We start from the raw sequence: 23585 nt of genomic DNA on the forward strand, positions 1-23585 counted from the left end.
GCTTCCCATCGGCTATGTACTCTGTGCAGTATGAATAAAGTCGCACCAGGCTAAATCTGTGATCATTCGCGCAACAAATCAACAAACCTTCTTGTATGGTAGTCTAACATTATAAAACAGGCAGGAACTTTGTTATGGCATCTTCCACCCTTACCCAGACACAGACCGATCAGGGAAACCACACCTCACTCATTCGTCGGGTTGCCAGTGCCTCCGCAATTGGTACGGCGGCAGAATATTATGACTTCTTTGCTTATGGCACCGCTGCCGTATTGTTTTTTGGTCATTTGTTTTTTCCCAGCCACGATCCGTTAATCAGCACCCTCGCCGCTTTTGCCACCTACGCGGTGGGCTTCCTGGCACGCCCAATTGGCGGGATTGTGTTTGGGCACATCGGCGATAAAGTCGGTCGTAAAAAAGCACTGGTAGCTACCATCCTGATTGTCGGTCTCGGAACCTTCTGTATTGGCGTGCTGCCCACTTACGAAAAAATGGGTATCTGGGCTCCTGTATTGCTGATTGCTATCCGACTGTTACAAGGCTTTGGTGTTGGCGGTGAGCAAGCTGGCGCGGTTTTGATGACCGCCGAATATGCGCAAGCCTCACGCCGTGGCTTCTTTGCTAGCTGGGTGCAAATTGGCGCACCGGTGGGTTTCTTACTGCCGCTGGCACTGTTTGCTATCCTCAACGCCACCTTATCTGCCGATCAAATGATGGATTGGGGCTGGCGTGTCCCCTTCCTGCTGAGCGCGGTGCTGGTGATCGTTGGCTTGTTTATTCGTCTGCGTATTGATGAGTCACCGGTGTTCGCTGCCATTCGTGAAACCAAGGCAGCGGAATCTCGTCCGTTGAAAGAGGTCATCAGCGGCAATCCACGCTTGGTCGTCAATGGCGTAGCAGCAAAATTGATTGAAGCCTGCGCGTTTGCGCTGTTTACAGTGATCATTCTGGCGTGGGGGAAGGCCAATAATCTCGACTCCGGCATTCTGATGAACAGCATGATTGTCGCCGTGATTCTGGAAGTCTTCGCCATTCCGTTAATGGGCGCGCTGTCAGATAAAATCGGTCGCAAACCAGTTTATATGATGGGTGCGTTGCTGATTGTTCTTTCAATCGTGCCGTTCTTTTATGCCTTGTCACAGAACAGCTACTGGTTAACGCAGATTGCCATGATTGTCGCCCTGACCCTTGGCCACAGCATGTGTTATGCGCCACAAGCGTCTTGGTTCCCTGAGTTGTTCCCGACCCACATCCGCTGCAGCGGTATTGCGGTGATTTGGCAGATCGGCTCCCTGATTGGCAGTGGTGTGCTCGGTCTGGTCGCGGTGAAAATTTTGCAAGCCACAGATGGGCATTGGTATGGATTAGCGCTCTATGTGGCCGTGCTGGGTGTGATTTCGGTGATTGGCCTGTTACGTTTGCCCGAAACAGCGCCGGGTCGCCGTAATGGTGAATATCATCCCTGGCAGCAACATTAATCTTCTTATCAGAGCGGCTGCATGCCGCTCTTTTTCTATATGCCATTCTCGCAAAACCTTTTCCATTTTCAGCATTTGCTAAATCTTTCCTGTGCAATAGCATGCTTTTTCATCATGTTATCTTCTCCCGCCAGATGGTTTCCTATGAGTAAACTGCTTGAACGTTGTCTTTCTCTGAATGATTTTGAAAAATATGCCGTGAAACGGCTACCTCATCCCTTGTATGCCTACGTCTCCGGTGGTGTTGAAGACAATATTGCGCTGAACAAAACGCGCAACTCTTATGCACGTTACAGCCTGATTCCAGAAAATATGGTGGATGTTTCACAGCGAAATACCGAGGTTGAACTGTTTGGCCATCGCTACGCTGCACCTGTGGGGCTCGCTCCTATGGGCATCTCGGCGATAACCGGGTTTCAGGGTGATATTGCGCTGGCATGCGCTGCCGCGAAAAAGAATGTGCCCTTTATCATGAGCGGTTCATCGTTAATTCGGCTAGAAGATGTTGCGGAAGTTAATGCAAATATGTGGTTTCAGGCTTATCTGCCCAAAACACTGCCAGAGATCGATGCGCTAGTGGATCGTGTGCAACGTGCGGCGATTCCTGTTTTAGTGGTGACCGTTGATACCCCCGTTAAAGCCAACCGTGAAAATAATGTCCGTGCCGGATTTGCCACGCCATTTCGTCCCAGTCTTTCTCTGGCTTGGCAAGGTGTTACCCACCCGCGCTGGCTTGCTGGCACCCTGATGAGAACGCTGCTGACCAGCGGCATGCCCTATTTTGAAAATAACCAAGCCCTACGCGGTGCTCCGCTTTTTTCAAATAAAGCAGTACGTGATTTTAGCGGCCGCAGCCATCTTACCTGGCAGCACATTGAACATATCCGCCAGCGCTGGACGGGCAAGATGGTGATCAAAGGGATTCTCAGTCGCAAGGATGCTCAGCGCTGTAAGACCATGGGCATTGATGGCATTGTGGTGTCAAATCACGGCGGCCGCCAGCTGGACACAGTGATCTCGCCCATCCATGTGTTACCGGAGATCGTCGAAGCGGCAGGTGACATGACAGTGATGATTGATAGCGGGATCAGGCGCGGGACTGACGTTATTAAGGCGTTGGCACTGGGCGCAACATCCTGCTTTATAGGACGCCCTTTTAACTATGCTTGCGCAGTGGCAGGCACCGCGGGCGTTGAATGGGCAATCGATCTAATTGTCAATGAAGTCAGCCGCGACATTGGCATGCTGGGCGCTCCGTCGTTGGCTGACATCAAACTGCACCATTTACGCCTGACAGAGTGACGTTGTCACTTAATCTAATCAGCCCATGAAGCGCGGTATTAGACCGTTTTTGTGAAGGCGTAGATGGAGACAATGCCGCCTAATGGCGTAATAGTTATCAGTTTAGCATGTGGTGATAACGCAGTCTGGTGCCGCTCTGGGGCTGGCTGTCCTCGCGCCGCTGACGCGGTACCTTCACTTCACTCGTCAGCCTGACGGACCGGTGCAGAAGGGACTTTCCCTGTCCCGGCTGCACCTTTCGCCAGCATCCATGCTGGCTCTCCTGGCTTCCTCATTCCGTTCAGCGCTGCGAAATGCCAGCCCCAGAGCGGCCCCAGCCTGCTTGCTGACATCTGTTCACGCTGTTGGAGAGGGTTCGATGGTGAAGACTCTGGCGCTTTTACTGCCACAAAGGGCACAGTGTCTGAGGCCACAGCGCCTCTGCTGCTGCAACGGGCTATTCGCAGCGCTGAGGCGGAGACGTTGTGCCAGGAGCCAGTCGCAGGGATGCGACAGGCAGTTCGGGTCGACCAGGACGGCCGTACCCGAACGTTCCGGCCGGCACAATGTTGCAGCCGAGGGCACCGCGTAGCGGCGCGAGGACGGCCCGGCAGCAGCAAAGGCGCTGTGGTCCGCACCAAAACGCGCATAAGAAAAGACCGCCATTTATATAAAATGGCGGCCTCATTCGAACAGCACCTTAACTGACAGGTATTACGCCTAATTGCACCCTATTTATTTCGTGGTAAAGATACGCAAAGCAGACCGAGAACAATCAGCAGTACACCTGCAAAATTGCTCCAGCGAAAAGGTTCACCAAACATCGGCAAAGAGATAGCGGCGAGCCACACCAACACATAGCTCAGACTCAGCAGCGGATAGAGCCGGTTAAGTGGCAAATGACGCAGCGCCAGCATCCAGCACAACATGGAGAGTGCATAAGCGCCAAGTCCCAAACATAGCAGCAGTAAAGGTTTAACGTGCTGCCCTATTTGTGGACTCAGGATCTCAGCCAGCGGCGGGAATTGTTGCATTGCCGCGCGCAGCACCAGTTGCGCAAGCGATACCAGCAGCACGCTGCACAACGCAAGCATTACCCCTTTCATAAGTGGCTCCCCATCAGCGCCACACCCGCCACTATCGCCAGCGTGCCAAACCATTGTTGTAAGCTATAGGTCTCGCGCCAGATCAATCTTGCCGCTATCGCCACCAACACAAAGTTAAGGCTAAGCATTGGATAGGCAACACTGACGGGAACGACACGCAGTACCAGCAGCCACAACAGCATCGCAACGCCCAGCAACATAATGCTGAGCCCAATCCACATGATCAGTTTTTTTTTGCCGTGTCGCATGCCGAGATACGCCGCCTGCTTTTGACACAGCTGGGCGGCGCAACTCAACAGACTCACCAGAAGAATGAGTAATAAACTCATGGTTTAGCGTCGTAACCGTAATAAACCAATCGCCCCTGGCGATAAACATCATCCGGAACGGGCATTGAGGGATCCGGGCCTTTTTCTCCCGACGTGAGCATCATCACTAAGGATACCTTGCCATGACGACGGTGCTCACGCAGCCAGTCTGCAAAGGCGGCACCATCAACGTAACGCGCTTGTGCATCAGGATAGCTGAGACCATATTCCAGCTCTCCTTTGGCGTCGTAAAACGTGATGTCACTGCGCTCGGTTTCCCATGCCACCGCCGCCGCAACACCGGGATTGTCAGCCAACAGATAACGACTATCCACCAATTGATTGTGCACCGCGCTGACAAAGTTCTGAGGCTGTTTGGAATCACGCACCTTCTGCGGAATGGCAAAACCCACTAACAGAGCCAGCATTAACGGGCAAAGTGCCGCCAACTGCCAACGACAACGACCTGGCTTCAGACTCAGCCATCCCATACCCCCCCAACCGGCAAAAGCCACCGCACCGCAAATCACCCTGACGGTCTCATCGCTGGCATAAACCGGACGGTGCGACAGACCCCAAGGGGCGATAACCACCAGCAAGACTATCGTAGTGATCGCACCGAACAGCAGATTGATCCACCCGTTCACTTTAAACGCTTTAACCACCTGCGCTGTCCCACTGTGCGCATAGTGCGCCATCAGCAGAGCCAGCGGTGCAAAACATGGCAGGATATAGGTCGGCAGTTTCCCTTTGGCAATGCTAAAGAACAGCAGCGGCAGCAGCACCCAACTCAGCAGATACACAGCACCCGTATGCTGACTGCGCTGGCGCCAGGCACCCATTAGCGAACCCGGCAGCAACGCTAACCAAGGCAAACAGCCCGCCAGCAACACCGGCAGGTAGTACCAGAAAGGTGCCTTATGCTGGGCGTCTTTCTCGGCGAAACGTTGGATATGTTCAACCCAGAAGAAGTAGTGCCAGAAATCGCCTTCCTGACGATAAATAGCCAGTGCCCAAGGTGCACTCAACAGTGCAGCGACGACGATCGTTAAGGGCCCCCACCGCAACAGTTCGCCAAAGCGGCGTTGCCAGATTGCCCATGGCAAAATGGCCAGCACCGGCACCGCCAACGCCAGGAAACCTTTGGTCATAAAGCCCATTGCACAGGCAGCACCCAGCAAGACATAGCCACACAGGCGCTGTTGCGTAGTGGTCGCCTGCGCTGCTAACCAGTAGCTGCACATCGCGGCCACCAGCCAGAGCAACAGAATCGGGTCAAGCACGGCATAAGTGCCAATCCCGTACACTAGCAGAGAAGTCAGGAAGATGACGCTGCCTGTCAGCGCGATTTTCCGGCTGGCAAACATCTGTTTTCCCAGCCAGTAAATTAGCACCGCACTGAGGGTTGTGCAGAATACCGAACCCGCACGGACACCAAAATTAGTATGGCCAAACAACATCTGTCCAATATTGTTGACCCAATATCCCGCAATCGGCTTTTCGAAATAGCGTAAGTCAAAGAAGTGCGGCACCACCCAATTACCGTTCATCAGCATCTCACGACTGATCTCGGCATAACGGGTTTCATCCGGTTGCCATAAAGCACGGAATTCAACTGGAATGAGATAGTAAAGCGCGAAAAGCGCCAGCAATAGCGCCGTTTTGGTACCTGTACGCATCCGTGGTTCCTATAAAATTTCCTGTGATACTCAGTTCTGACAGCCCAGCCAACCTTCACGTCCGGGAATGTGCCCACGAACCAGATTGCCCTCTGGCAGCGTGCTGAGATCATCGGGTAGCAGCTCACTGAGCGGACAGAAGCGGATACCTTGCTGTTCTGCTCGCGTTAACAATTCGCCGAACGCACGCGAACCGACAATCCCTTCGACTTCGGCATGAATGGTATAGACTGGCGAACCCTGCGCCGCATGCATTTGCTCAAGGATGTAATCGTTAAATCCCGCTGCACTGACGGATTGGCCGACCACTTCATCCCATGTGGGTAATGTCACAGGGATTTGCACGGTGCCTAAACTGCCGTCACGCAGTCGCGGTAAAAAGGGTCCAGTTCCACGGCAATCGCTGTTGTAGTGGAAGCCAAATTTCTGTTTAGCAGCCACCACACGACCATCGGCGCGCCATCCCGCCACGGCCGAACAGGTGACATTGTCACCAATGATCGCCTCCAGCGCCGCTTTGCCACGCGCAATCTGCTCATGCAGTTTATCTTCTGGCCACACGCCTGCCCAAGTTTGCCAGGCAAAGTGATCCCACGCATGTAAACCGACTTCATGATGGTCCGCAGTGGCGCTGATGATCTCTTCCAGTCCACGACCAATTTCGCGCCCTGGCCACGCCGTGCCTGCCAGCAAGATATCCCAGCCGTAGAGTGATGCTGCGCGTGAACGCAGCATTTTCCATAAGAAACGCGGCTTCATCAGGCGCCACAAGTGGCGCCCCATGTTGTCCGGCCCTACGCTGAAGAAGAAACTGGCCTGCAGTTGATGCATGCTGAACTGTTCCAGCAAGGCTGGGACACCGAGCTTAGTACCACGCCAGGTATCTACATCTACGCGCAAACCAATTTTCTTCATGGCTTATCCTGCAACTCAACCGTGCGCAGGAAGAAGTCCAGCGTGTTATCAATGGTGGTATCCATCTCAATGGTCGGTGTCCAATCCAGCAGACGACGCGCATTTTTGATTGACGGCTTACGATGCTCTACGTCCTGGTAACCTTTGCCGTAATAGCTGCTGCTCTCCACTTCGCGGAAACCTGCAAAAGGTGGGAAACGATCGCGCAGTGGGTGACGCTCAAAGCTTGCCAGCAAACGCTCTGCCAGCTCTTTAATGCTTGCTTCGTTCTCAGGATTGCCGATGTTGACGATCTGACCGTCACAGTTGTTGTTCTTGTTCTCGATGATGCGGAACAAAGCTTCGATACCGTCACGAATGTCGGTGAAGCAACGTTTCTGCGCGCCACCATCGATCAGTTTGATGGGCGAGCCTTCCACCAGATTCAGAATCAGCTGGGTGATGGCACGTGAACTGCCGATACGTGCAGCGTTAAGGTTGTCGAGACGCGGGCCCATCCAGTTAAACGGACGGAACAGCGTGAAGCGCAGGTTCTCTTTTTCGCCATACGCCCAGATGACGCGGTCCAGCAGCTGTTTGGATACCGAATAAATCCAACGCTGCTTGTTGATGGGGCCCACCACCAGGTTGGAGTGATCTTCGTCGAAATGCTTGTCGGTACACATACCGTACACTTCAGACGTTGATGGGAAGATGATGCGCTTTTTGTATTTCACGCAATCACGGATGATCTTGAGGTTCTCTTCAAAATCAAGTTCGAATACGCGCAGCGGGTTACGGGTATATTCAATTGGGGTCGCAATCGCCACCAGCGGTAACACCACATCACATTTCTTAATGTGATATTCAATCCACTCAGAGTGAATGCTGATATCGCCTTCAACAAAGTGGAAACGGGGTTGATCGAGGAAGCGGCTGATCGCATCAGATCCAATATCCAGACCGTACACTTCGAAATTATCGTCTTGCAGCAGACGCTCGGTTAAATGGTTACCGATGAAACCGTTGACACCCAAAATCAGTACGCGGGTACGACGTTTAATCGCCGCGACTGGCTGCGAGTACAGCAGCGCGCCCGGTACCATACCCAGGCTCTGGGCCAACTGGCTGCCGTTCATGTAAACGCCGTTTTCACTTTGGCCGGTGACCACTTCCAATGCACCTTCACCACAAGCGATCAGGAAAGGTTCCACCGAGATAACCGTACCGGGTTTAGCCTGAGGCGCATCCGCATGCACACGCCCTTTCCACACCACAAATTTCACGGTTCCAGCATAGGCAAACGCACCCGGCCATGGGTCTGTGACCGCACGTACTAGGTTATTGATCGATTGCGCAGGCTGCTCCCACTGAATACGACCATCTTCTGGTGTACGGCGTCCTACAACGGTAGCCTGGCTTTGATCCTGTGGTGTCGTCGCGATGTCACCCCGTTTCATCGCAGGCAGCGCTTGCTCCAGCACCTGGGTCGCGCAGGTCACCAATTTGCGATGCAGGGTTAACGCATTGTCCTGCTCTTCAATGGCAACACGTAACTGGGCAACAATGTCACCAGCATCCGCGCGTTTCACCATGCGGTGCAGTGTCACACCGGTTTCTTTCTCACCATTTACCAGCACCCAGTTCAGCGGGGCACGACCACGGTATTTTGGCAGTAATGAACCATGCAGATTAAAAGCACCCAGACGCGCGCTGCTGAGAACATCGTCACTCAACAGATTGCGGTAGTAGAACGAGAAGATGTAATCCGGTGCCATGGTTTTAATACGATCCACCCACAGAGGATGGTTGGCATCTTCTGGTGCATAAACGGGAATGCCCTGCTCAGCCGCCAGACGCGCCACAGAACCAAAGAAGTGATTTTCCGCAGCCGAGTCAGCGTGAGTAAAAATCGCACTGATTTCAAAGCCTGCATTCAACAGCGCAGTAATGCCAGCACAGCCCATATCGTGATAGGCGAAGACGATAGTTTTCATTGCTCAATTTCCTGTACAGATGAGGCATCTTTCTGCGAGTTAATAACACGTTGAATGAAATAGCGCGGACGGGCGCGTACGTCGTTATAGATTCGGCCAATATATTCGCCGAGAAGGCCCATGCCGATGAATTGCGCGCCGACAAAGATAAACAGCACCGCGAACAGCATGAACACACCGTCTCCAGCCCAATCGGCGCCGAGGAACAGTCGTAAGACAATCAAAACCAATGAGAAGGCAAACCCCGCCAGAGCAATCAGGCTGCCGACAATACTCAGCAGACGCAGCGGCGTGGTGGTCAGACAGGTCACCAGGTCATACATCAGGTTTATCAGCTTCATAAAGCTGTATTTTGAGTCACCAAATTCACGTTCTGCATGCGCCACCGGCAATTCGATGGTACGGCGTGCGAAAGTGTTGGCGAGGATGGGAATAAAGGTGCTGCGTTCGTGGCAGTTGAGCATGGCATCCACGATGTGGCGGCGATAGGCACGCAACATGCAGCCATAGTCGCCCATCGCTTTACCGGTGACGCGCTGAATCAGCTGGTTAATCGTGCGCGAAGCGCGACGGCGGAACCAACTGTCTTGGCGATTCTGACGAACGGTACCCACCACGTCATATCCCTGCTGGGCCGCTTTCACCAGATTGGGGATCTCTTCGGGAGGATTTTGTAAGTCAGCATCCAGAGTGATGATCAAATCACCCGATACATGGCTAAAACCCGCCATGATCGCGGAGTGCTGGCCATAATTACGGTTCAGCAATACACCCACGACATGGCTGCCTGGCATATCGGCGGCATCAGCAATCATCTCGCCTGAACGATCGCTACTGCCGTCATCCACCAGCAAAATTTCATACTCAAGGTTCAGAACCGCACAGGCCGCATCGGTGCGACGCACCAACTCAGGCAGGCTTTCCTGTTCGTTATAGACCGGGATCACCACGGAGACTTTACGAATGGCTTTTTCTTCCAACATCTCAATCAAACTCCAGCGATCTGACGCAGTGCGCGAATGACTCTTGTCACATCTTCATCGCTCATATCAGGGAACAACGGTATTGAACAGATACGATCGCTATTCCATTCCGTGTTGGGCAGGGAAAGCTGTGGGTAGCGTTCGCGATAATATTTGTGGGTATGTGCCGCGCGGAAATGCAAGCCGGTGCCGATGTCTTGTGCTTTAAGCGTTTCCATCAAGGCATCGCGACTCAGTCCACACTGCGCTTCATCAACACGAATGATGAACAAATGCCAGGCGTGCTGATGCGCCCACTTAGGTTGAGCCAACGGCAGGAACGGCGTATCAGCCAGTTCGTTCAAATAACGTTGGGCAATCTCTGCACGGCGTGCATTGATGGCGGGCAGTTTGTTTAACTGAACCAGTGCGATGGCAGCGCTGATGTCGGGCAAGTTGTATTTAAACCCAGGCATAATGACTTCAGCCTGCGGTTTACGTCCATGCGTGTGACGGTCATACGCATCAACACCCAAGCCGTGGAATTTCAGGCTGCGCATGCGGTCGGCCAGCTCAGCGTCATCGGTAACTATCAAGCCACCTTCCGCGCAGGTCATGTTTTTAATGGCATGGAAAGAAAAAATAGCCGTGCCCTTATTACCGACATGCTGACCTTTGTAATAACAACCTGCAGAGTGCGCTGCATCTTCGATCACTGCGATGCCATGCCGTTCACCAATGGCGCGAATGGCGTCAATGTCGGCGGGTGCGCCGGCATAATGCACCGGAATGATGGCACGCGTCCGCGGTGTGATGGCCGCTTCTATTTGCTCAGGCGTGACCATTAGGGTATCGCGGTCAACATCAATCATCACTGGCGTTGCACCCAGCAGCGTAATGATGTTGATGGTGGACACCCACGTCAGTGAAGGCGTGATCACCTCATCACCAGGCTGAATGTTTAACGCGAGGAGTGTGACGTGCATGCCTGCCGTGGCGGAACTGACAGCAATCGCATGTTGATTGCCGGTTAACTGGCAAAAGGCTTGTTCCAAGGCCGCATTTTTGGGGCCGGTGGTGATCCAACCTGATTCAAAAACCTCTTTTACTGCCGCTAACTCTTCCTCGCCCAAAGCGGGGCGCGAGAATGGAAGAAAAGTCATAAGTTTACCTTAACGTTTGAAACCTAAAATTGCCTGCAATAGGACCAATTGCAGTGTGCAGTGATTCAGATCCATAAAAACATTCAGTAACTTGCTGTTTAAACTTAGATTACACATAAAAGTTTTGATAGCACTAAGTGTTAATTTTTTAACCTACAGCAAAAAACTTAAGCACACCTGTCTTATTGCCCGTAGAACAAAATACGGATGAAAACTTAACTGAACATTAAATGGGTGACGCGCAAGCTGGCTTTTCTCTTAAATGTTGAGGATTGGTAGAAGATGTACGCTCAACCGTCTTGTCTCGCTATTTAGTCGTCACCAAAGTTTCATCAATATGACTAAATACGTGAAACATTTCGTTTGCTGTTTTTTTGAACGCCAAAAATTGAAGCGTGGAGATGAAGGAAAAATGACAAAGAAACAGTCTGTTAGCAAACTCGCAGCACGGTTCTTAAGGTTAAGCTAAGCTTCAAACCATACTCTATGTCGGGATATTGGCGTTCAAACGAATGGAGGGGAGATTAAGATGAATACCGGAGCTGACAGACTGGCGCAGGCTGCCCTACGTCGCCATCATATTGGAGTGAAAACCAAAGGGTTACGTTTCCGCGGAGACCTCTATGTCTTCCGCTACAATGCAGGTCACTATGACGTGTTTCTCAATAATGACCGTGTGATGTCACTGGCGACAAGTAACGTGCAGGAAGCCATCCAGATGTTCAAACAGCAGTCATGATGCCTTGACTGCTGTTAGCCGTTTAAGCGGTGCGTTTTTCATTACACACATCTATGGTCACAACGAACTCTACTTCACTCCAGCCACTCTGCATCGCCTCTTTCAGCGGTTGATAGGTTAAAGCACTCATCCTCCCAGCGATGAATCGGGACGGGCATGCCTCTTCATCGCCTGAATACCGCTCATGAAACGCGATGAAACACAGGGTAATACTCCGCAGCTACTCGCCACCTTTCTTCTTCAGGCGTAGGTTTCTTTTCGATAAAACCGGAAAGGAACAAGAGGTCAACATGGAGTGGATACTGTGGATGCTGGCAACGGTGATAGCCTTAAGCATCGGTAGCTTTATTAATGTCGTTATTCATCGCGTACCTCTGCAGATTTTACAACCAGGCAACGGCGTGGGGTTATGGCAACCGGCTTCACACTGTCCGACGTGCAACAACTGTCTGCGCTGGCGAGACAATATCCCCGTTTTAAGTTGGCTATTACTCCGTGGTCGGTGTCATTTTTGCCATTGTGCTATCAGCCTGCGCTATCCCTTAACAGAGGCTACCTGTGCAGCAATCAGCCTATTGTTCGTTGCACTCCTCCCAGTTGAAAGATCATTGCTCGCCGCACTCCTGCTTTTTTGGCTGCTGCTCACCGTCGCGATCATCGATTACGAACATTTTCTGTTGCCAGATGTGATCACCTTGCCGCTGTTATGGTGGGGACTGTGGTTTAAAGCCATGGAATGGATACCCGGTTCATTGTCTGATGCGGTGTTCGGTGCCATCTCAGGCTATGGTTCGCTATGGATTCTTCTCCATGTTTATCAATGGATTAAAGGGATTGCCGCGCTGGGTATGGGGGATGTGAAGCTGGTTGCCGGAATGGGTGCATGGCTGGGGTGGGAGCTTTTGCCTTTGATGCTTTTTTTGGCTTGTAGCAGCGCGATGTTAGCGATTTTTTTCGCCAAAATTTGCTGGCAACGTGACCTCAATCAGCCTCTCGCATTTGGCCCGTGGATCGCCCTGGCGGGCATAAGTCTTTTTATTAACACGATTATTTAATAACCAGCTCATAGGCTGGCGCTAAAATAGCCGGCCAATTAGTGGCCAACGCCCTGATTCCTATATGAAAAGAATAAACAATTCTAAACAAAATTAATCATTGTGATGTACGTCAAAAGGCTCTATATTGGCCGCGTTTTTTAAACCACTGATACTTTTTTGTTCAACTAGTCAATCGGCCAGCCTGTGTGAGCCCCGGTTGAAGGAGAGATATGATGACGGATAAAGTCCGTATTGATACTTTTGGTGCCAATTCATTCAACGGAAACAACGACGCATTCTTAGCCCGTCAGGCTGAGTTTGAATCAAACGTCAGGAGTTACCCGCGCAAATTGCCTTTAGCGATTGCCAAAGCCAATGGTGTGTGGATCACAGATGTTGAGAACAAACAATATCTTGACTGTCTGGCTGGCGCAGGGACGCTGGCACTTGGTCATAACCATCCTGATGTTCTGCAGAGCATCCAAAATGTCATTACCAGCGGCTTGCCGTTACATACTCTTGATCTGACGACACCTCTGAAAGATCAATTCTCTGAGTCTTTGCTCTCGCTGCTGCCTGGCCAGGGTAAAGAGTACTGCCTGCAATTCACCGGTCCTTCCGGTGCAGATGCCGTTGAAGCGGCCCTGAAGCTGGCTAAGAAAGTCACTGGTCGCAGTGGCGTTATCAGTTTCTCAGGCGGTTACCATGGTATGACCCATGGCGCATTGGCGGTTACCGGCAACCTTTCGCCGAAAGAAGCCGTTAATGGCATGATGCCAGAAGTGCAGTTCATGCCTTACCCGCACCTGTACCGTTGCCCATTGGGTCTCGGTGGAGAAGCCGGTGTTAAAGCACTGACCTATTACTTCGAAAACCTGATCAACGACGTTGAAAGCGGCGTACGTAAACCTGCGGCTGTCATCCTGGAAGCGGTTCAGGGTGAAGGCGGCGTGAACCCGGCTCCGGTTGAGTGGCTGCAACGCATCCGTAAAGTGACTCAGGAACATGGCATTCTGCTGATCCTGGACGAAGTACAGGCTGGCTTTGCTCGTACCGGTAAATTCTTTGCCTTCGAACACGCTGGCATTGAGCCAGACATCATCGTGATGTCTAAAGCGGTAGGCGGCGGTTTGCCACTGGCTGTATTAGGTATCAAAAAGCAATTTGATGCCTGGTCACCTGGCCACCACACCGGTACTTTCCGCGGTAACCAATTGGCGATGGCAACCGGTCTGGCAACCTTGAAAGTCCTGACCGAGCAAAACATTGCCGGGAAAGTGGCAGAACAAGGCGAATGGTTGAAAGCGCAGTTGGCTGAAATGCAGAAGCGCTTCCCAGTCATCGGTCACATTCGCGGTCTGGGTATGATGATCGGTATTGAGATCGTTAAACCAAACGAAGCGGCTGACCACATGGGCAGCCTGCCAGCTGATGGCGAGCTCTCTGCACTGCTGCAGAAGAAGTGCTTCGAAGCAGGTCTGATTCTGGAGCGTGGCGGACGTCATGGTGCAGTATTGCGTCTGTTGCCGTCACTGCTGATCACCAATGAAGAGTTGGCGATTTTCCTGGATAAATTTGAGCAGGCGCTGATTGGCGCTGGCATCAAACCTGTTTGATTGGAAGAGTAAATGTCTGAAGTAAACCCGATTCTGGCCGCCTCTGCACAGAGCATTGAGGCGTACCAGCAGGCGATTGCCCAAAGCAGCGCCGCGGTTGTGCAGTGGCTGCAACAGCCTGAGATGTATCAAGGCAAAAGCGTTGCCGAACTGCGCGAGCGTATCACGCTCGACTTCAATCCAAACGGCCTGGGTAACCAGGCCGCGATTGAACGCGCGATTGAGTATTTCCTGAAAGACAGCCTGTCAGTGCACCACCCACAATGTGTGGCGCACCTGCACTGCCCAAGCCTGGTGGTAAGCCAGGCCGCAGAAGTGCTGATCAACGCAACTAACCAGAGTATGGACTCATGGGATCAGAGCCCTTCTGCCACCATCATTGAGGTCAAACTGATCGAATGGTTGCGTGCACAGGTGGGTTACCCAGCAGGTGATGCTGGCGTGTTCACCAGTGGTGGCACACAAAGCAACCTGATGGGTTTGATGCTGGCGCGTGATGCGTTCTATCAGCGTCAAGGTCATTCAGTGCAGTTAGACGGCATCACTGGCGATCTGCGTAAGATCAAAGTGTTGTGTTCTGAGAATGCGCACTTCTCAGTGCAGAAAAACATGGCACTGCTTGGCCACGGCTACAATTCTGTGGTGCAAGTGAAGTCTGATCAGTACGCACGCATGGACGTTAACGACCTGAAAGCCAAACTGGCGCAGGCCGAAGCCAATGGCGAGCAGATTCTGGCGATTGTCGCGACGGCAGGCACTACTGATGCAGGCGCAATTGATCCACTGCGCGAAATCGCGGGCATCGCGGCTGAGCACAATATTTGGATGCATGTCGATGCAGCTTGGGGCGGCGCACTGTTGCTGTCTGAGAAGTATCGTGACTACCTTGATGGCCTGGAGTTAGTGGATTCCGTGACGTTGGACTTCCACAAACAATACTTCCAGACCATCAGCTGTGGCGCATTCCTGCTAAAAGATGAGCGTCATTATGAACTGATGCGTTATCAGGCGGCTTACCTGAACTCTGAGTTCGATGAAGAAGCCGGTGTTCCTAACCTGGTATCAAAATCTCTGCAAACCACGCGTCGTTTCGATGCATTGAAACTGTGGATGGGTCTGGAAGCTCTGGGTCAGAAACAGTATGCCGCGATCATCGATCACGGTGTGACGCTGGCACAGGAAGTGGCGAAGTTTGTTGCGTCAGAACCACGCCTTGAGCTGGTGATGCAGCCACAACTGGCAAGCGTGCTGTTCCGCTATCGTCCAGAGCAACTGACCGACATCGCGCAGATTGCCCTGTTCAACCAGCGTATCGGCGATGCACTGCTGGACTCTGGTCGCGCCAACGTAGGTGTGACGGAGCACCAAGGTGTGACCTGCCTGAAGTTGACTTTGCTGAACCCAACCGTGACGCTGGAAGACATCAAAGTCCTGCTGGCTCTGGTTGAGAAAACCGCAAATCAGCTGCTGAACGCATAATTTCGCTGCGTTCGATAAAGCCGGTGACTGAAAACAGTCATCGGCTTTTTTATTGCCTGTCGATTGCTCAGCCCGCTCATCTTTGCTCACTCATTCCTATCGGATAACAACCCATTTGCATGTTTGGCAGAAAACGTTAGCACGATCAATGATGGTGCAAGTTGCACCGTAATAAGGCTCATTTACGTGGAATACGGCCTATCAGGTGTTGAAACACCTTCAATTACCCTCTGGCACGGTAATTGCTTATTTCTGTCTACCGCATCCTGCACGTCAGGAACAGGCGCCGAAGTCTGGTAAGCGGTTTGTGGCACTGTGCCACTCCAATACATCGAATTCAGGCGAAGAAGCCCCACCGGCAATGCTGTCGGCGGGGCTTTTTTTATTGGAGTAAAATATGAGCAAGTTAAAAGCGTGGTTTCAGGGACCTCAAGACATCACCGAAGCGGAAGCAGTGGAAGATTATGCCGTTGGGCGTGTTCCCTCCCACTATCGCTGGCCGATCCCGGCCATCATTTTAGTGTTACTGGGAAACTCGACCGCCATGTTTTGGTTCAGCCTCGGCGCGGATATGAGCTATCAGGTCGGCTGGCCGCTGCTGCTGTTACCTATCGGCTATATGGTGGTGTTTGCCACCATAATCGGCTCCTGCATTATGAAAATGGCCAGTAAAGAAGGCCTGTCGCTCAATCTGATGACACGAGGCCTGGGCTTCGGATATATGGGGTCGGCTTTTACCTCGCTAATCTATGCCATCAACTTCATCTTTTACTTCTTGTTCGAAGGCACCATCGTTTCGCATGCCATTGCGAACTACGCGGGCGTCCCGGTTAACTCCATTACCGGCATTGCGATTTTTGCATTAATGGGATTAGCAGCAATCTGGTTTGTGTGGAAAGGCATGTCATCAATGCAGTTCCTGCAAACCTGGGGCGTGCCGATCTTCATCTTGCTGTTCGGTTTCTGCATCTGGCAACTCACGCACCATTATCCGTCTGTGGGCTTCAGTGGCTGGCAGCCTAAAGCGGAGGTCGACAGCAATACGCTGTGGCTGGTGATGAACATGGCCAATGGACAGATTGTGTTTCAGGGCTTGATGGCCACCGATTATGGCCGCTTCGCTCGTCCTGGTATCAGCCATAAAGGCACGGCGACCATTATGCTGGGGATGTTGCTTCCGATTGTGGTGGTGATGCTGTTCGGCGCCTTTATGGCCTATACCCTGATGCCACACATTCAGGGACAGGATGTGTGGTCACTGGCATTAGATCCAGGCTTCGTCTTCCCGCTGATTATTGGGCTGACCGGCGTGCTGTTTGCTGTGATTACACAGATTCGTATCAACGTGCTGAACCTCTACTCAGGATCCATCGCACTGTCGAATACCATGGATATGGCGTTTAACTATCGTCCAGGCCGTCAATGGTGGATGCTGCTGGTCTGGTTGCTCGGCGTGGTGTTCTACGTCTGCAACATTCTGCAGTACACCGGCACTTTCCTGTCGATTACCGGCATTCTGACCAATACCTGGGTGTTCATTATCCTCGCTGACTACTATGTGTGCCGCAAAGTGCTGCACCTTGCGCCGTCAGATTTTGTCGAGTTCCGCAAAGAGTATCTGCGGATGTGGAACCCAAGCGGCGTCATCGCCCTTTGCGTTGCGGTAGCCATCGGTGCTGCGGGCGTGCTCGGTGTTTATCCTATGGTTTACGCGTCGTTTATCGCCATGCTGGTGGGTCCGGTGCTGCACGTTGCAATCAGCGTCGCCACACGCGGTCGCTATTACTTCAAGACGTTCCCGCAAGACATGCAGACCGAGTGGAAACCGTCTGACGCTTATCAGGGACCAAAGCCCGTCCTTAATCCAATGCTGAGCAAGGAGGCCGAATAATGAACGTTAACGTTGCCACAATCCAGTTCGAACCCACGCAGTTTCGTAAAGAGGAAAACGTCGCTCGTCTGCTGCAACTTGCCAGTCAGGCGGCCCGTGATGGCGCCCGCTTGATTGTCATGCCGGAAATGGCCACAACCGGCTATTGCTGGCAGGATCGTGCGGAAGTTGCGCCCTTTGTAGAAACGGCTGATGGCGCGACCAGTCAGGCTTTTGCCGCTATCGCGCGTGAGTACCATTGTTATCTGGTGTTTGGCATGCCAGAGCGCGACCCTGTTACAGACATCTATTACAACAGTGCTGTTTTAGTCGGCCCGCAAGGTGTGATTGGCGTTCATCGCAAAACCCACCCTTATATTTCTGAACCCAAGTGGGCCGCCAATGGTGATGCCGGGCATCAGGTCTTTGCTACTGAAATCGGCAACATCGCCCTGCTGATTTGCATGGACATCCACTTTATCGAAACGGCTCGCCTGGCGGCGTTGGGTGGTGCGCAAATTATCTGTCATATCAGTAACTGGCTGGCCGAACGGACACCCGCACCCTACTGGTTAAATCGCGGCTGGGAAAATGGCTGCGCCCTGATTGAGAGTAACCGTTGGGGCTGGGAGCGTGGCGTACAGTTTAGTGGCGGCAGTTGCATCGTTGACCAGAACGGCATCATTCTGGCCAGCTGTGATGGTGGCGATGAGGTGATAGCGGCCGAGTTAACGCTGTCTGTTGAGAATCCTTCACTGCGCAAACGACGTCCTGAGCTGTATCAGCGCCTGATGACCAACACCTTTGTGTGGAATCCACAGGATTTCTTCGGCTTGTACGGCGGCGATCCCCTGCCTGTCGCCAAAGATTCACGTATCGCTGTAGCGCAGTTTCATCCGGCCAGTGACATCTCCGAAAATCTGCTGATGATTCGTCATTGGGCGGAGCAGGCCAAAGCACGCGGTGCTGAACTGCTGATTTTGCCAGAGCGAGCGTTGACGGGCGGTGAAGGCAGAAACAATGCGCTTGCGATTAACGATGAGCAGATTCAGTGCCTGTTAAAACTGGCGATTGAGCTGGATATCGCGTTGTTAACTGGATTTGCCGAGTGCGAAGGTCAGCAATTTTATAACAGTGCGCTGCTGGTAAGCAGCGCGGGGTTGAACGCGCACTATCGACAAATTCACCTCAGCGAAAACGATAAGCAATGGGCCAGTGCAGGCAATCAATGGGTGACCTGCGATCTACCCTGTGGACGCGTGGGAATTCTGCTGGGCGAAGATTTGCTGGTACCAGAGGCAGCACGCATTCTTGCCCTGGAAGGATGTGACATCATCGCCTGTCCCGCCCAGCTCAACACGCCAATTCCAATGGCGCATACGGGGACGGAGATCCCGCACGCCTGGCCGATTCCGCGCGGCGCCGACCCGTATCACTGGTTATTACCTCGTGTACGCGCGGGCGAGAACAATGTCTGGCTGGCCTTTGCCAACTGGACGCCAGCGACCAGCATGAGTTTTGGGCTGAGCGGTGTGTTTGGCCCGGATACGTTTGCGTTTCCACGTACCGAAATCAAAGTGCCGGGCACGGATGGCTTAGCGGTGCTGGATGTGACTACCGGGTCAGCGGAAACCGCATATCCTAATCATGTGGTAAGACGAAAAGATCTGGTATTGATGCGCCAGCCGCACTATTACACCCCACTGGTCATGCCGTCCAGCCAGTAAACACAAGGAGCGGCCTGTTATGTCTGTCGTGGTTTTCAACGGCGCAACAGTCGCTCTTATTAAAGCTGATATATGTTGTTATGTTCTGGCGGCCATCCTGCCGCCAGAACAGGAAAGGAAAGACGTCTAATCACCAGGAGACTCTATGTCTGCTACACCCCCGCCAAAAAGTGTTATTCCGATTGGCATCCTTTACTCCGTATCCGGCGATTATGCGGTGATCGGGCGCGAAATGCTCAACGGCATCCTGCTGGCGATTGAAGAAATCAACGCCAACCCTGATTATCACTTCACCCTCGCGCCAGTGGTGCGCGACCCTGGCGGTTCGCTGGATAAATATTATGACGACTGCCACGACTTACTTTATCGCCACGGTGTACGTCATGTGATTGGTTGTTACACTTCAGCGGCCCGCAAAACTATTCTCCCGCTCATCGAATCCGCCAACGCTCTGCTGTGGCACTCCGCACGCTATGAAGGTTTTGAAAGCAGTAACAGCGTAATTTATCTGGGGGCGACGCCCAATCAGCATGTGTTGCCGCTTCTGAACTGGCTGTTGCAGCAGCAGGATGTCGCGATGTATCACGTGGGGTCGAATTACGTCTGGTCATGGGAGATGGATCGCATCACGCGTGAAGCGGTCATCCCGGCCGGTGGCGAAGTTTTAGCCAGCAAGTTACTGCCGCTCGGTGAAGAGAATGTCGATGAGCTGATTACCGATATTATCGCGCTGCGGCCCAGGGTGCTACTCAACACCATGGTGGGAAAAAGTGCGTACAGTTTCTACCGTGCCTGGCATCGGGCCAGCCAACAGCAGCCCTGGCTCAACGACGTATTAAAGTTAAGCCTGACGCTGTGCGAGCCGGAAGTGAACATGATTGGCGCAGAAGCTCTTGAAGGATATCTGGTCTCAGCGAGTTGGTTTCAGTCCATCGACAGTGCCGCCAACCACGATTTTTTACGCTCCTACCGCCAACGTTTTGGCGAAGACGTGTCGCCCTCCGTTGACAGCGAAAGTGCCTGGTTGGCGGGACACCTGCTGGCACGCGCTATCAACCGTCAAGGTGATGCTGACGTTGAGACCGTGCGTGCTGCCGTGCTTAAAGATGAGATGGATTCCCCCGCCGGATCGATCCGAATTGATGCCGACAATAATCACAGCTGGCTGACGCCGCATCTTGCTCGCTGTCACGATGGCAAGCTAGAGAGTTTTTGGCAGGCACCACAACCGGTAAAGCCTGATCCCTGGTTAGCCTGGACCGATCTCGATAATCTGAATCAGGATGGAGAGCGCACATGAGCCGAAAAAACGTGCAAATGCGCGGACTCAAAGTGTGTGTGATAGGCTGTGCGGATCGAGATAATCATCATCTGGAGCAACAATTTTCCCGCATGGGTATTCAGGGAGAATTTTGCCCGGTTTTTCCAAACGAAGCACAGTTCGTCGGGCAACAGTTACTGGTGTTCGATGGCGACAACCCGGACCTGTTTCATCCCACCAACAAATTGCCCTGGCCTGCGTTACCCAAAATTGCGCTCACCGCCATGGAAACACCTTCGCGACTGCAGTGGATCACTGAACAGAAAATTGACAGCTATATGCGTAAACCGGTGCGCTTCGACGGCGTGATGACTGCCTTCACGCTGGCGCTTGAGAGTGCAGCGCGTTTTGCCCAACTCGAACAACAATTAAGGCGCCAGGAAGAACGTCTGCGTGCGCGTAAGTACCTGTTCTCTGCCCAAATACAGGTGATGCAATCGTTACAATTAGGGGAAGACGAAGCTTACAACTTGCTGCGTCTTGCAGCGATGGCACAGCATATGACGATTGAGAATCTCAGCTGCGAGTTTCTTAACAATAAACCATCCTGGTTAAACCTGCTTAAAGCGCTGGCAGTTGATAAACTCTGACGTCGTGTTTAACTCATCGGAAAGTGTGTGGAAGATAATGAAAATTGTCATTTTCATGGCGATTTTGATCGTTGGTGTATTGCTTATACCTGACAGCCTGGTCGGCCATTTTATTCGCGTGCCCGGTGATGGTGAATCTGCGATGGATAAATACGACTTCATCCTGGTGCTTATTAAAGCTGCTATCTCTGCAGTCGTTGCCATAGCGGTAATGCAGATTCTGCGCCGGGCGCGCTGATTCACCCGGCGCACTTACCTGTGCTAGAGCTATTTACTGCGGAATACGCGCAATCACCTTAATTTCAAAATCAAACCCCGCCAGCCAATTGACACCTACGGCTGTCCAGTTTGGATAAGGCGGTTTACCGAAATGATGCAAACGTACTTCGTTCACTATTGCGAACTGGTTCTCAGGATCGGTATGAAAACTGGTGACATCCACCACATCACCCAGCGTGCATCCCGCTGCTTTCAGCACGGCCTGCAGATTTTCAAACGCCAGATTGACCTGACGTGCAAAATCAGGTTCCGCGGAACCATTATCCCGACTTCCTACCTGGCCCGAGACAAATAACAGGTCTCCGGAACGTATTGCGGCAGAATATTGGTTAATTTCATACAGCGCCTGACGTCCCGCTGGAAAAATGGCATCACGTTTGTTCATAATCGCTCTCCTGATGGAAAAAAGGGTGAAACCGGGTAACTAAGCCGGTTATCGCTTTAACATACGCCGCGTATGTATTAATATGGATAACATACGCAGCGTATGTCAATGCAAATTTTTGGAGTTGCTATGGCAGCCAAACGGCGAACAGAACAGGTAGAAGAAACGCGGGCAAAATTGATTGGGGCTGCTCGAAGGGCCTTCGCAGAGAAAGGATATAGCGCCGCATCAATGGATGAACTGACCGCTGAGGCAGGGCTAACACGAGGAGCGCTTTATCACAATTTCGGCGATAAAAAGGGCCTATTGCAAGCCGTTATTGACCAGATCGACGCAGAGATTTTGGCGCAGATGCGCGCCGCAGGGCAGCAGTTTGAGTCAAAGTGGCATGTTTTTTTGGCGGAAGCGATTACCTACATTGAGATGTCACTGGAGCCAGAAGTGCAGCGCATTATGCTGCTTGATGGCCCCGCTGTGCTAGGCGATCCTTCACAATGGCCGAATCAAACCGCGTGTCTGCGCACCACCGCCGATATGCTGGACAACCTGATTGCAGAAGGCACGGTGAAGCCGATGGATACCGAAGCAGCGGCACATTTAATCAATGGTGCCGCACTGAATGCCGCTCTGTGGATTGCCGCCTCCCGCGAACCGGTGGCCGCACTCCCACGGGCAGTAGATGCCTTCCGCGTGTTGATGTCGGGTCTTCTGGTCAATCCATCCGTGGCTGCACATTAAGTTCGCGCACATAGTCGAGAAAAGCCTGCAGCGGTGCTGGGATCAAACGGCGGTCGTTATAGTACAGCCACAGTCCGGAAAAGCTCTGCCACCACTCGCTCAAAATCGGTTGCAGGCTTCCATTATCCAGTGCGGGTTTGATCCAATCCTCAAACAGATATACTACACCTGCGCCGGATACCGCAGCCGCGACCGTGAGATCCATGGCCGCGCCGATGCTGCAAATAAGCGGCCCCTTAGGCTGTAAACGCACCACCTCTTCGCCCTTCTCAAACTCCCAATCCGATATCACGCCAGTGGCATAGCGGCCATATAGGCAACGATGCTGTAGCAAATCACGTGGATGTTGTGGCGTGCCAAATTTTTCCAGATAGGCGGATGAGGCCGCTGCTGCAAAGCGTTGTACGCGAGGCCCAATCGGTAATGCCACCATATCCTGTTCGAGATGATCGTCGTAACGAATTCCGGCATCACAGCCATCGCGGAAGATATCCTGCACATTGCTTTCCGCCACCACTTCCAGCTGTATGTCAGGATATCGCGCCAGGAAGCCGGGCACGATAGAGGGCAAAACCAGTCGGGCCGCGCTAACGGGCACATTGATTCTTAACGTGCCACCCGGTGTGTTGCGGAAATGATTGAGAGAATCGAGTGCCGCATCCACTTCATTCATTGCTGGCATTAAGCGCGTCATTAACGCCCTGCCTGCTTCGGTGAGCGCGACGGTGCGCGTGGTACGATTGAACAGCCGCACGCCTAACTGCTCCTCAGCTCGCCTTACTGCATCGCTTAAGCGCGATGGATTGCTGCCGGTCATGCGCGCCGCTTCACGAAAGCCACCCGCTTTTGCCACCGCCACCACCGCATGCAGCAATGCTATATCCAATGCCATTGTTCGCCTTTCCGTACACTGTGTCCCGATTTCACCGGATAGTT

At 52.6% G+C, this 23585-nt stretch carries 21 protein-coding genes; 12 read left to right on the top strand and 9 right to left on the bottom strand.

The features are described from left to right. The first annotated feature begins 134 nt into the window (after positions 1–134). Together F3J38_RS03665 and F3J38_RS03670 are read left to right on the top strand one after the other, a co-directional pair. Entirely contained in the window at positions 135–1478 is a 1344-nt protein-coding gene (locus F3J38_RS03665; RefSeq protein WP_167135166.1) for an MFS transporter, read from the top strand. 144 nt (positions 1479–1622) lie between these two features. Further along, on the top strand, positions 1623–2780 hold the full coding sequence (locus tag F3J38_RS03670; RefSeq protein WP_167135168.1) for an alpha-hydroxy acid oxidase: 1158 nt from the start codon (positions 1623–1625) through the stop codon (positions 2778–2780). A 710-nt stretch (positions 2781–3490) separates the two neighbouring features. Here F3J38_RS03670 and arnF read toward each other — a convergent pair. From arnF to arnB, 7 genes are read right to left on the bottom strand one after another with little or no spacing between them, the layout of a single operon-like run. Further along, positions 3491–3865 (bottom strand): 4-amino-4-deoxy-L-arabinose-phosphoundecaprenol flippase subunit ArnF, encoded by a 375-nt coding sequence (arnF, locus tag F3J38_RS03675; RefSeq protein ID WP_167135170.1) that lies wholly within the window; start codon positions 3863–3865, stop codon positions 3491–3493. Continuing rightward, positions 3862–4194: a 4-amino-4-deoxy-L-arabinose-phosphoundecaprenol flippase subunit ArnE gene (gene arnE / locus F3J38_RS03680; RefSeq protein ID WP_084931289.1), complete on the bottom strand. Its 333-nt coding sequence runs from the start codon at positions 4192–4194 to the stop codon at positions 3862–3864. The genes arnF and arnE overlap by 4 nt, the downstream gene beginning before the upstream one ends. Continuing rightward, positions 4191–5852, bottom strand: a complete 1662-nt coding sequence (gene arnT / locus F3J38_RS03685) for a lipid IV(A) 4-amino-4-deoxy-L-arabinosyltransferase (RefSeq protein ID WP_167135172.1) — start codon at positions 5850–5852, stop codon at positions 4191–4193. The genes arnE and arnT overlap by 4 nt, the downstream gene beginning before the upstream one ends. A gap of 30 nt (positions 5853–5882) precedes the next feature. Then, entirely contained in the window at positions 5883–6767 is an 885-nt protein-coding gene (gene arnD, locus F3J38_RS03690; protein WP_167135174.1) for a 4-deoxy-4-formamido-L-arabinose-phosphoundecaprenol deformylase, read from the bottom strand. Next, positions 6764–8743, bottom strand: coding sequence for a bifunctional UDP-4-amino-4-deoxy-L-arabinose formyltransferase/UDP-glucuronic acid oxidase ArnA (gene arnA, locus F3J38_RS03695; RefSeq protein WP_167135176.1), 1980 nt, complete (start codon positions 8741–8743; stop codon positions 6764–6766). The genes arnD and arnA overlap by 4 nt, the downstream gene beginning before the upstream one ends. Further along, positions 8740–9726 (bottom strand): undecaprenyl-phosphate 4-deoxy-4-formamido-L-arabinose transferase, encoded by a 987-nt coding sequence (gene arnC / locus F3J38_RS03700; RefSeq protein ID WP_167135178.1) that lies wholly within the window; start codon positions 9724–9726, stop codon positions 8740–8742. The genes arnA and arnC overlap by 4 nt, the downstream gene beginning before the upstream one ends. Positions 9727–9731: 5 nt before the next feature. Then, positions 9732–10868, bottom strand: coding sequence for a UDP-4-amino-4-deoxy-L-arabinose aminotransferase (arnB, locus tag F3J38_RS03705; protein WP_167135180.1), 1137 nt, complete (start codon positions 10866–10868; stop codon positions 9732–9734). Between the two features lie 529 nt (positions 10869–11397). Here arnB and F3J38_RS03710 point away from each other — a divergent pair. The 9 genes from F3J38_RS03710 (at position 11398) to F3J38_RS03750 (ending at position 21485) form a co-directional block, all read left to right on the top strand. Beyond that, positions 11398–11607: a hypothetical protein gene (locus tag F3J38_RS03710; RefSeq protein ID WP_034829841.1), complete on the top strand. Its 210-nt coding sequence runs from the start codon at positions 11398–11400 to the stop codon at positions 11605–11607. A gap of 290 nt (positions 11608–11897) precedes the next feature. Then, positions 11898–12662 carry a prepilin peptidase gene (locus tag F3J38_RS03715; protein ID WP_167135182.1) on the top strand — a complete coding sequence of 255 codons (765 nt, stop codon included), beginning with the start codon at positions 11898–11900 and terminating at the stop codon, positions 12660–12662. Positions 12663–12877: 215 nt separating this feature from the next. Continuing rightward, positions 12878–14260, top strand: coding sequence for a diaminobutyrate--2-oxoglutarate transaminase (locus tag F3J38_RS03720; protein ID WP_167135588.1), 1383 nt, complete (start codon positions 12878–12880; stop codon positions 14258–14260). Positions 14261–14272: 12 nt separating this feature from the next. Next, complete coding sequence (locus F3J38_RS03725; protein ID WP_167135184.1) at positions 14273–15739, top strand: pyridoxal phosphate-dependent decarboxylase family protein; 1467 nt, start codon at positions 14273–14275, stop codon at positions 15737–15739. Between the two features lie 397 nt (positions 15740–16136). After that, positions 16137–17630 (top strand): purine-cytosine permease family protein, encoded by a 1494-nt coding sequence (locus tag F3J38_RS03730; protein ID WP_167135186.1) that lies wholly within the window; start codon positions 16137–16139, stop codon positions 17628–17630. Next, positions 17630–19336, top strand: a complete 1707-nt coding sequence (locus F3J38_RS03735) for a nitrilase-related carbon-nitrogen hydrolase (protein ID WP_167135188.1) — start codon at positions 17630–17632, stop codon at positions 19334–19336. The genes F3J38_RS03730 and F3J38_RS03735 overlap by 1 nt, the downstream gene beginning before the upstream one ends. 145 nt (positions 19337–19481) lie before the next feature. Further along, positions 19482–20636, top strand: coding sequence for a transporter substrate-binding domain-containing protein (locus F3J38_RS03740; RefSeq protein WP_167135189.1), 1155 nt, complete (start codon positions 19482–19484; stop codon positions 20634–20636). Then, the gene (locus F3J38_RS03745; protein ID WP_167135191.1) at positions 20633–21247 is read left to right on the top strand and encodes an ANTAR domain-containing response regulator; all 615 of its coding nucleotides are present in this window, start codon (positions 20633–20635) and stop codon (positions 21245–21247) included. The genes F3J38_RS03740 and F3J38_RS03745 overlap by 4 nt, the downstream gene beginning before the upstream one ends. A gap of 37 nt (positions 21248–21284) precedes the next feature. Beyond that, complete coding sequence (locus F3J38_RS03750; protein WP_167135193.1) at positions 21285–21485, top strand: hypothetical protein; 201 nt, start codon at positions 21285–21287, stop codon at positions 21483–21485. Positions 21486–21518: 33 nt separating this feature from the next. Here the strand turns inward: F3J38_RS03750 and F3J38_RS03755 are convergent, their stop codons facing one another. Continuing rightward, positions 21519–21911, bottom strand: coding sequence for a RidA family protein (locus tag F3J38_RS03755; RefSeq protein ID WP_167135195.1), 393 nt, complete (start codon positions 21909–21911; stop codon positions 21519–21521). Between the two features lie 129 nt (positions 21912–22040). Between F3J38_RS03755 and F3J38_RS03760 the strand changes: the two genes are divergently transcribed. Then, positions 22041–22649, top strand: coding sequence for a TetR/AcrR family transcriptional regulator (locus tag F3J38_RS03760; RefSeq protein ID WP_167135197.1), 609 nt, complete (start codon positions 22041–22043; stop codon positions 22647–22649). Here the strand turns inward: F3J38_RS03760 and F3J38_RS03765 are convergent. Continuing rightward, positions 22624–23541 carry a LysR family transcriptional regulator gene (locus F3J38_RS03765; protein ID WP_167135199.1) on the bottom strand — a complete coding sequence of 306 codons (918 nt, stop codon included), beginning with the start codon at positions 23539–23541 and terminating at the stop codon, positions 22624–22626. The genes F3J38_RS03760 and F3J38_RS03765 overlap by 26 nt on opposite strands. Positions 23542–23585 lie beyond the last annotated feature (44 nt).

The sequence above is a fragment of the Candidatus Pantoea formicae genome (genome assembly GCF_011752625.1).
In the GTDB taxonomy this organism is placed as follows: Bacteria; Pseudomonadota; Gammaproteobacteria; order Enterobacterales; family Enterobacteriaceae; genus Pantoea; species Pantoea formicae.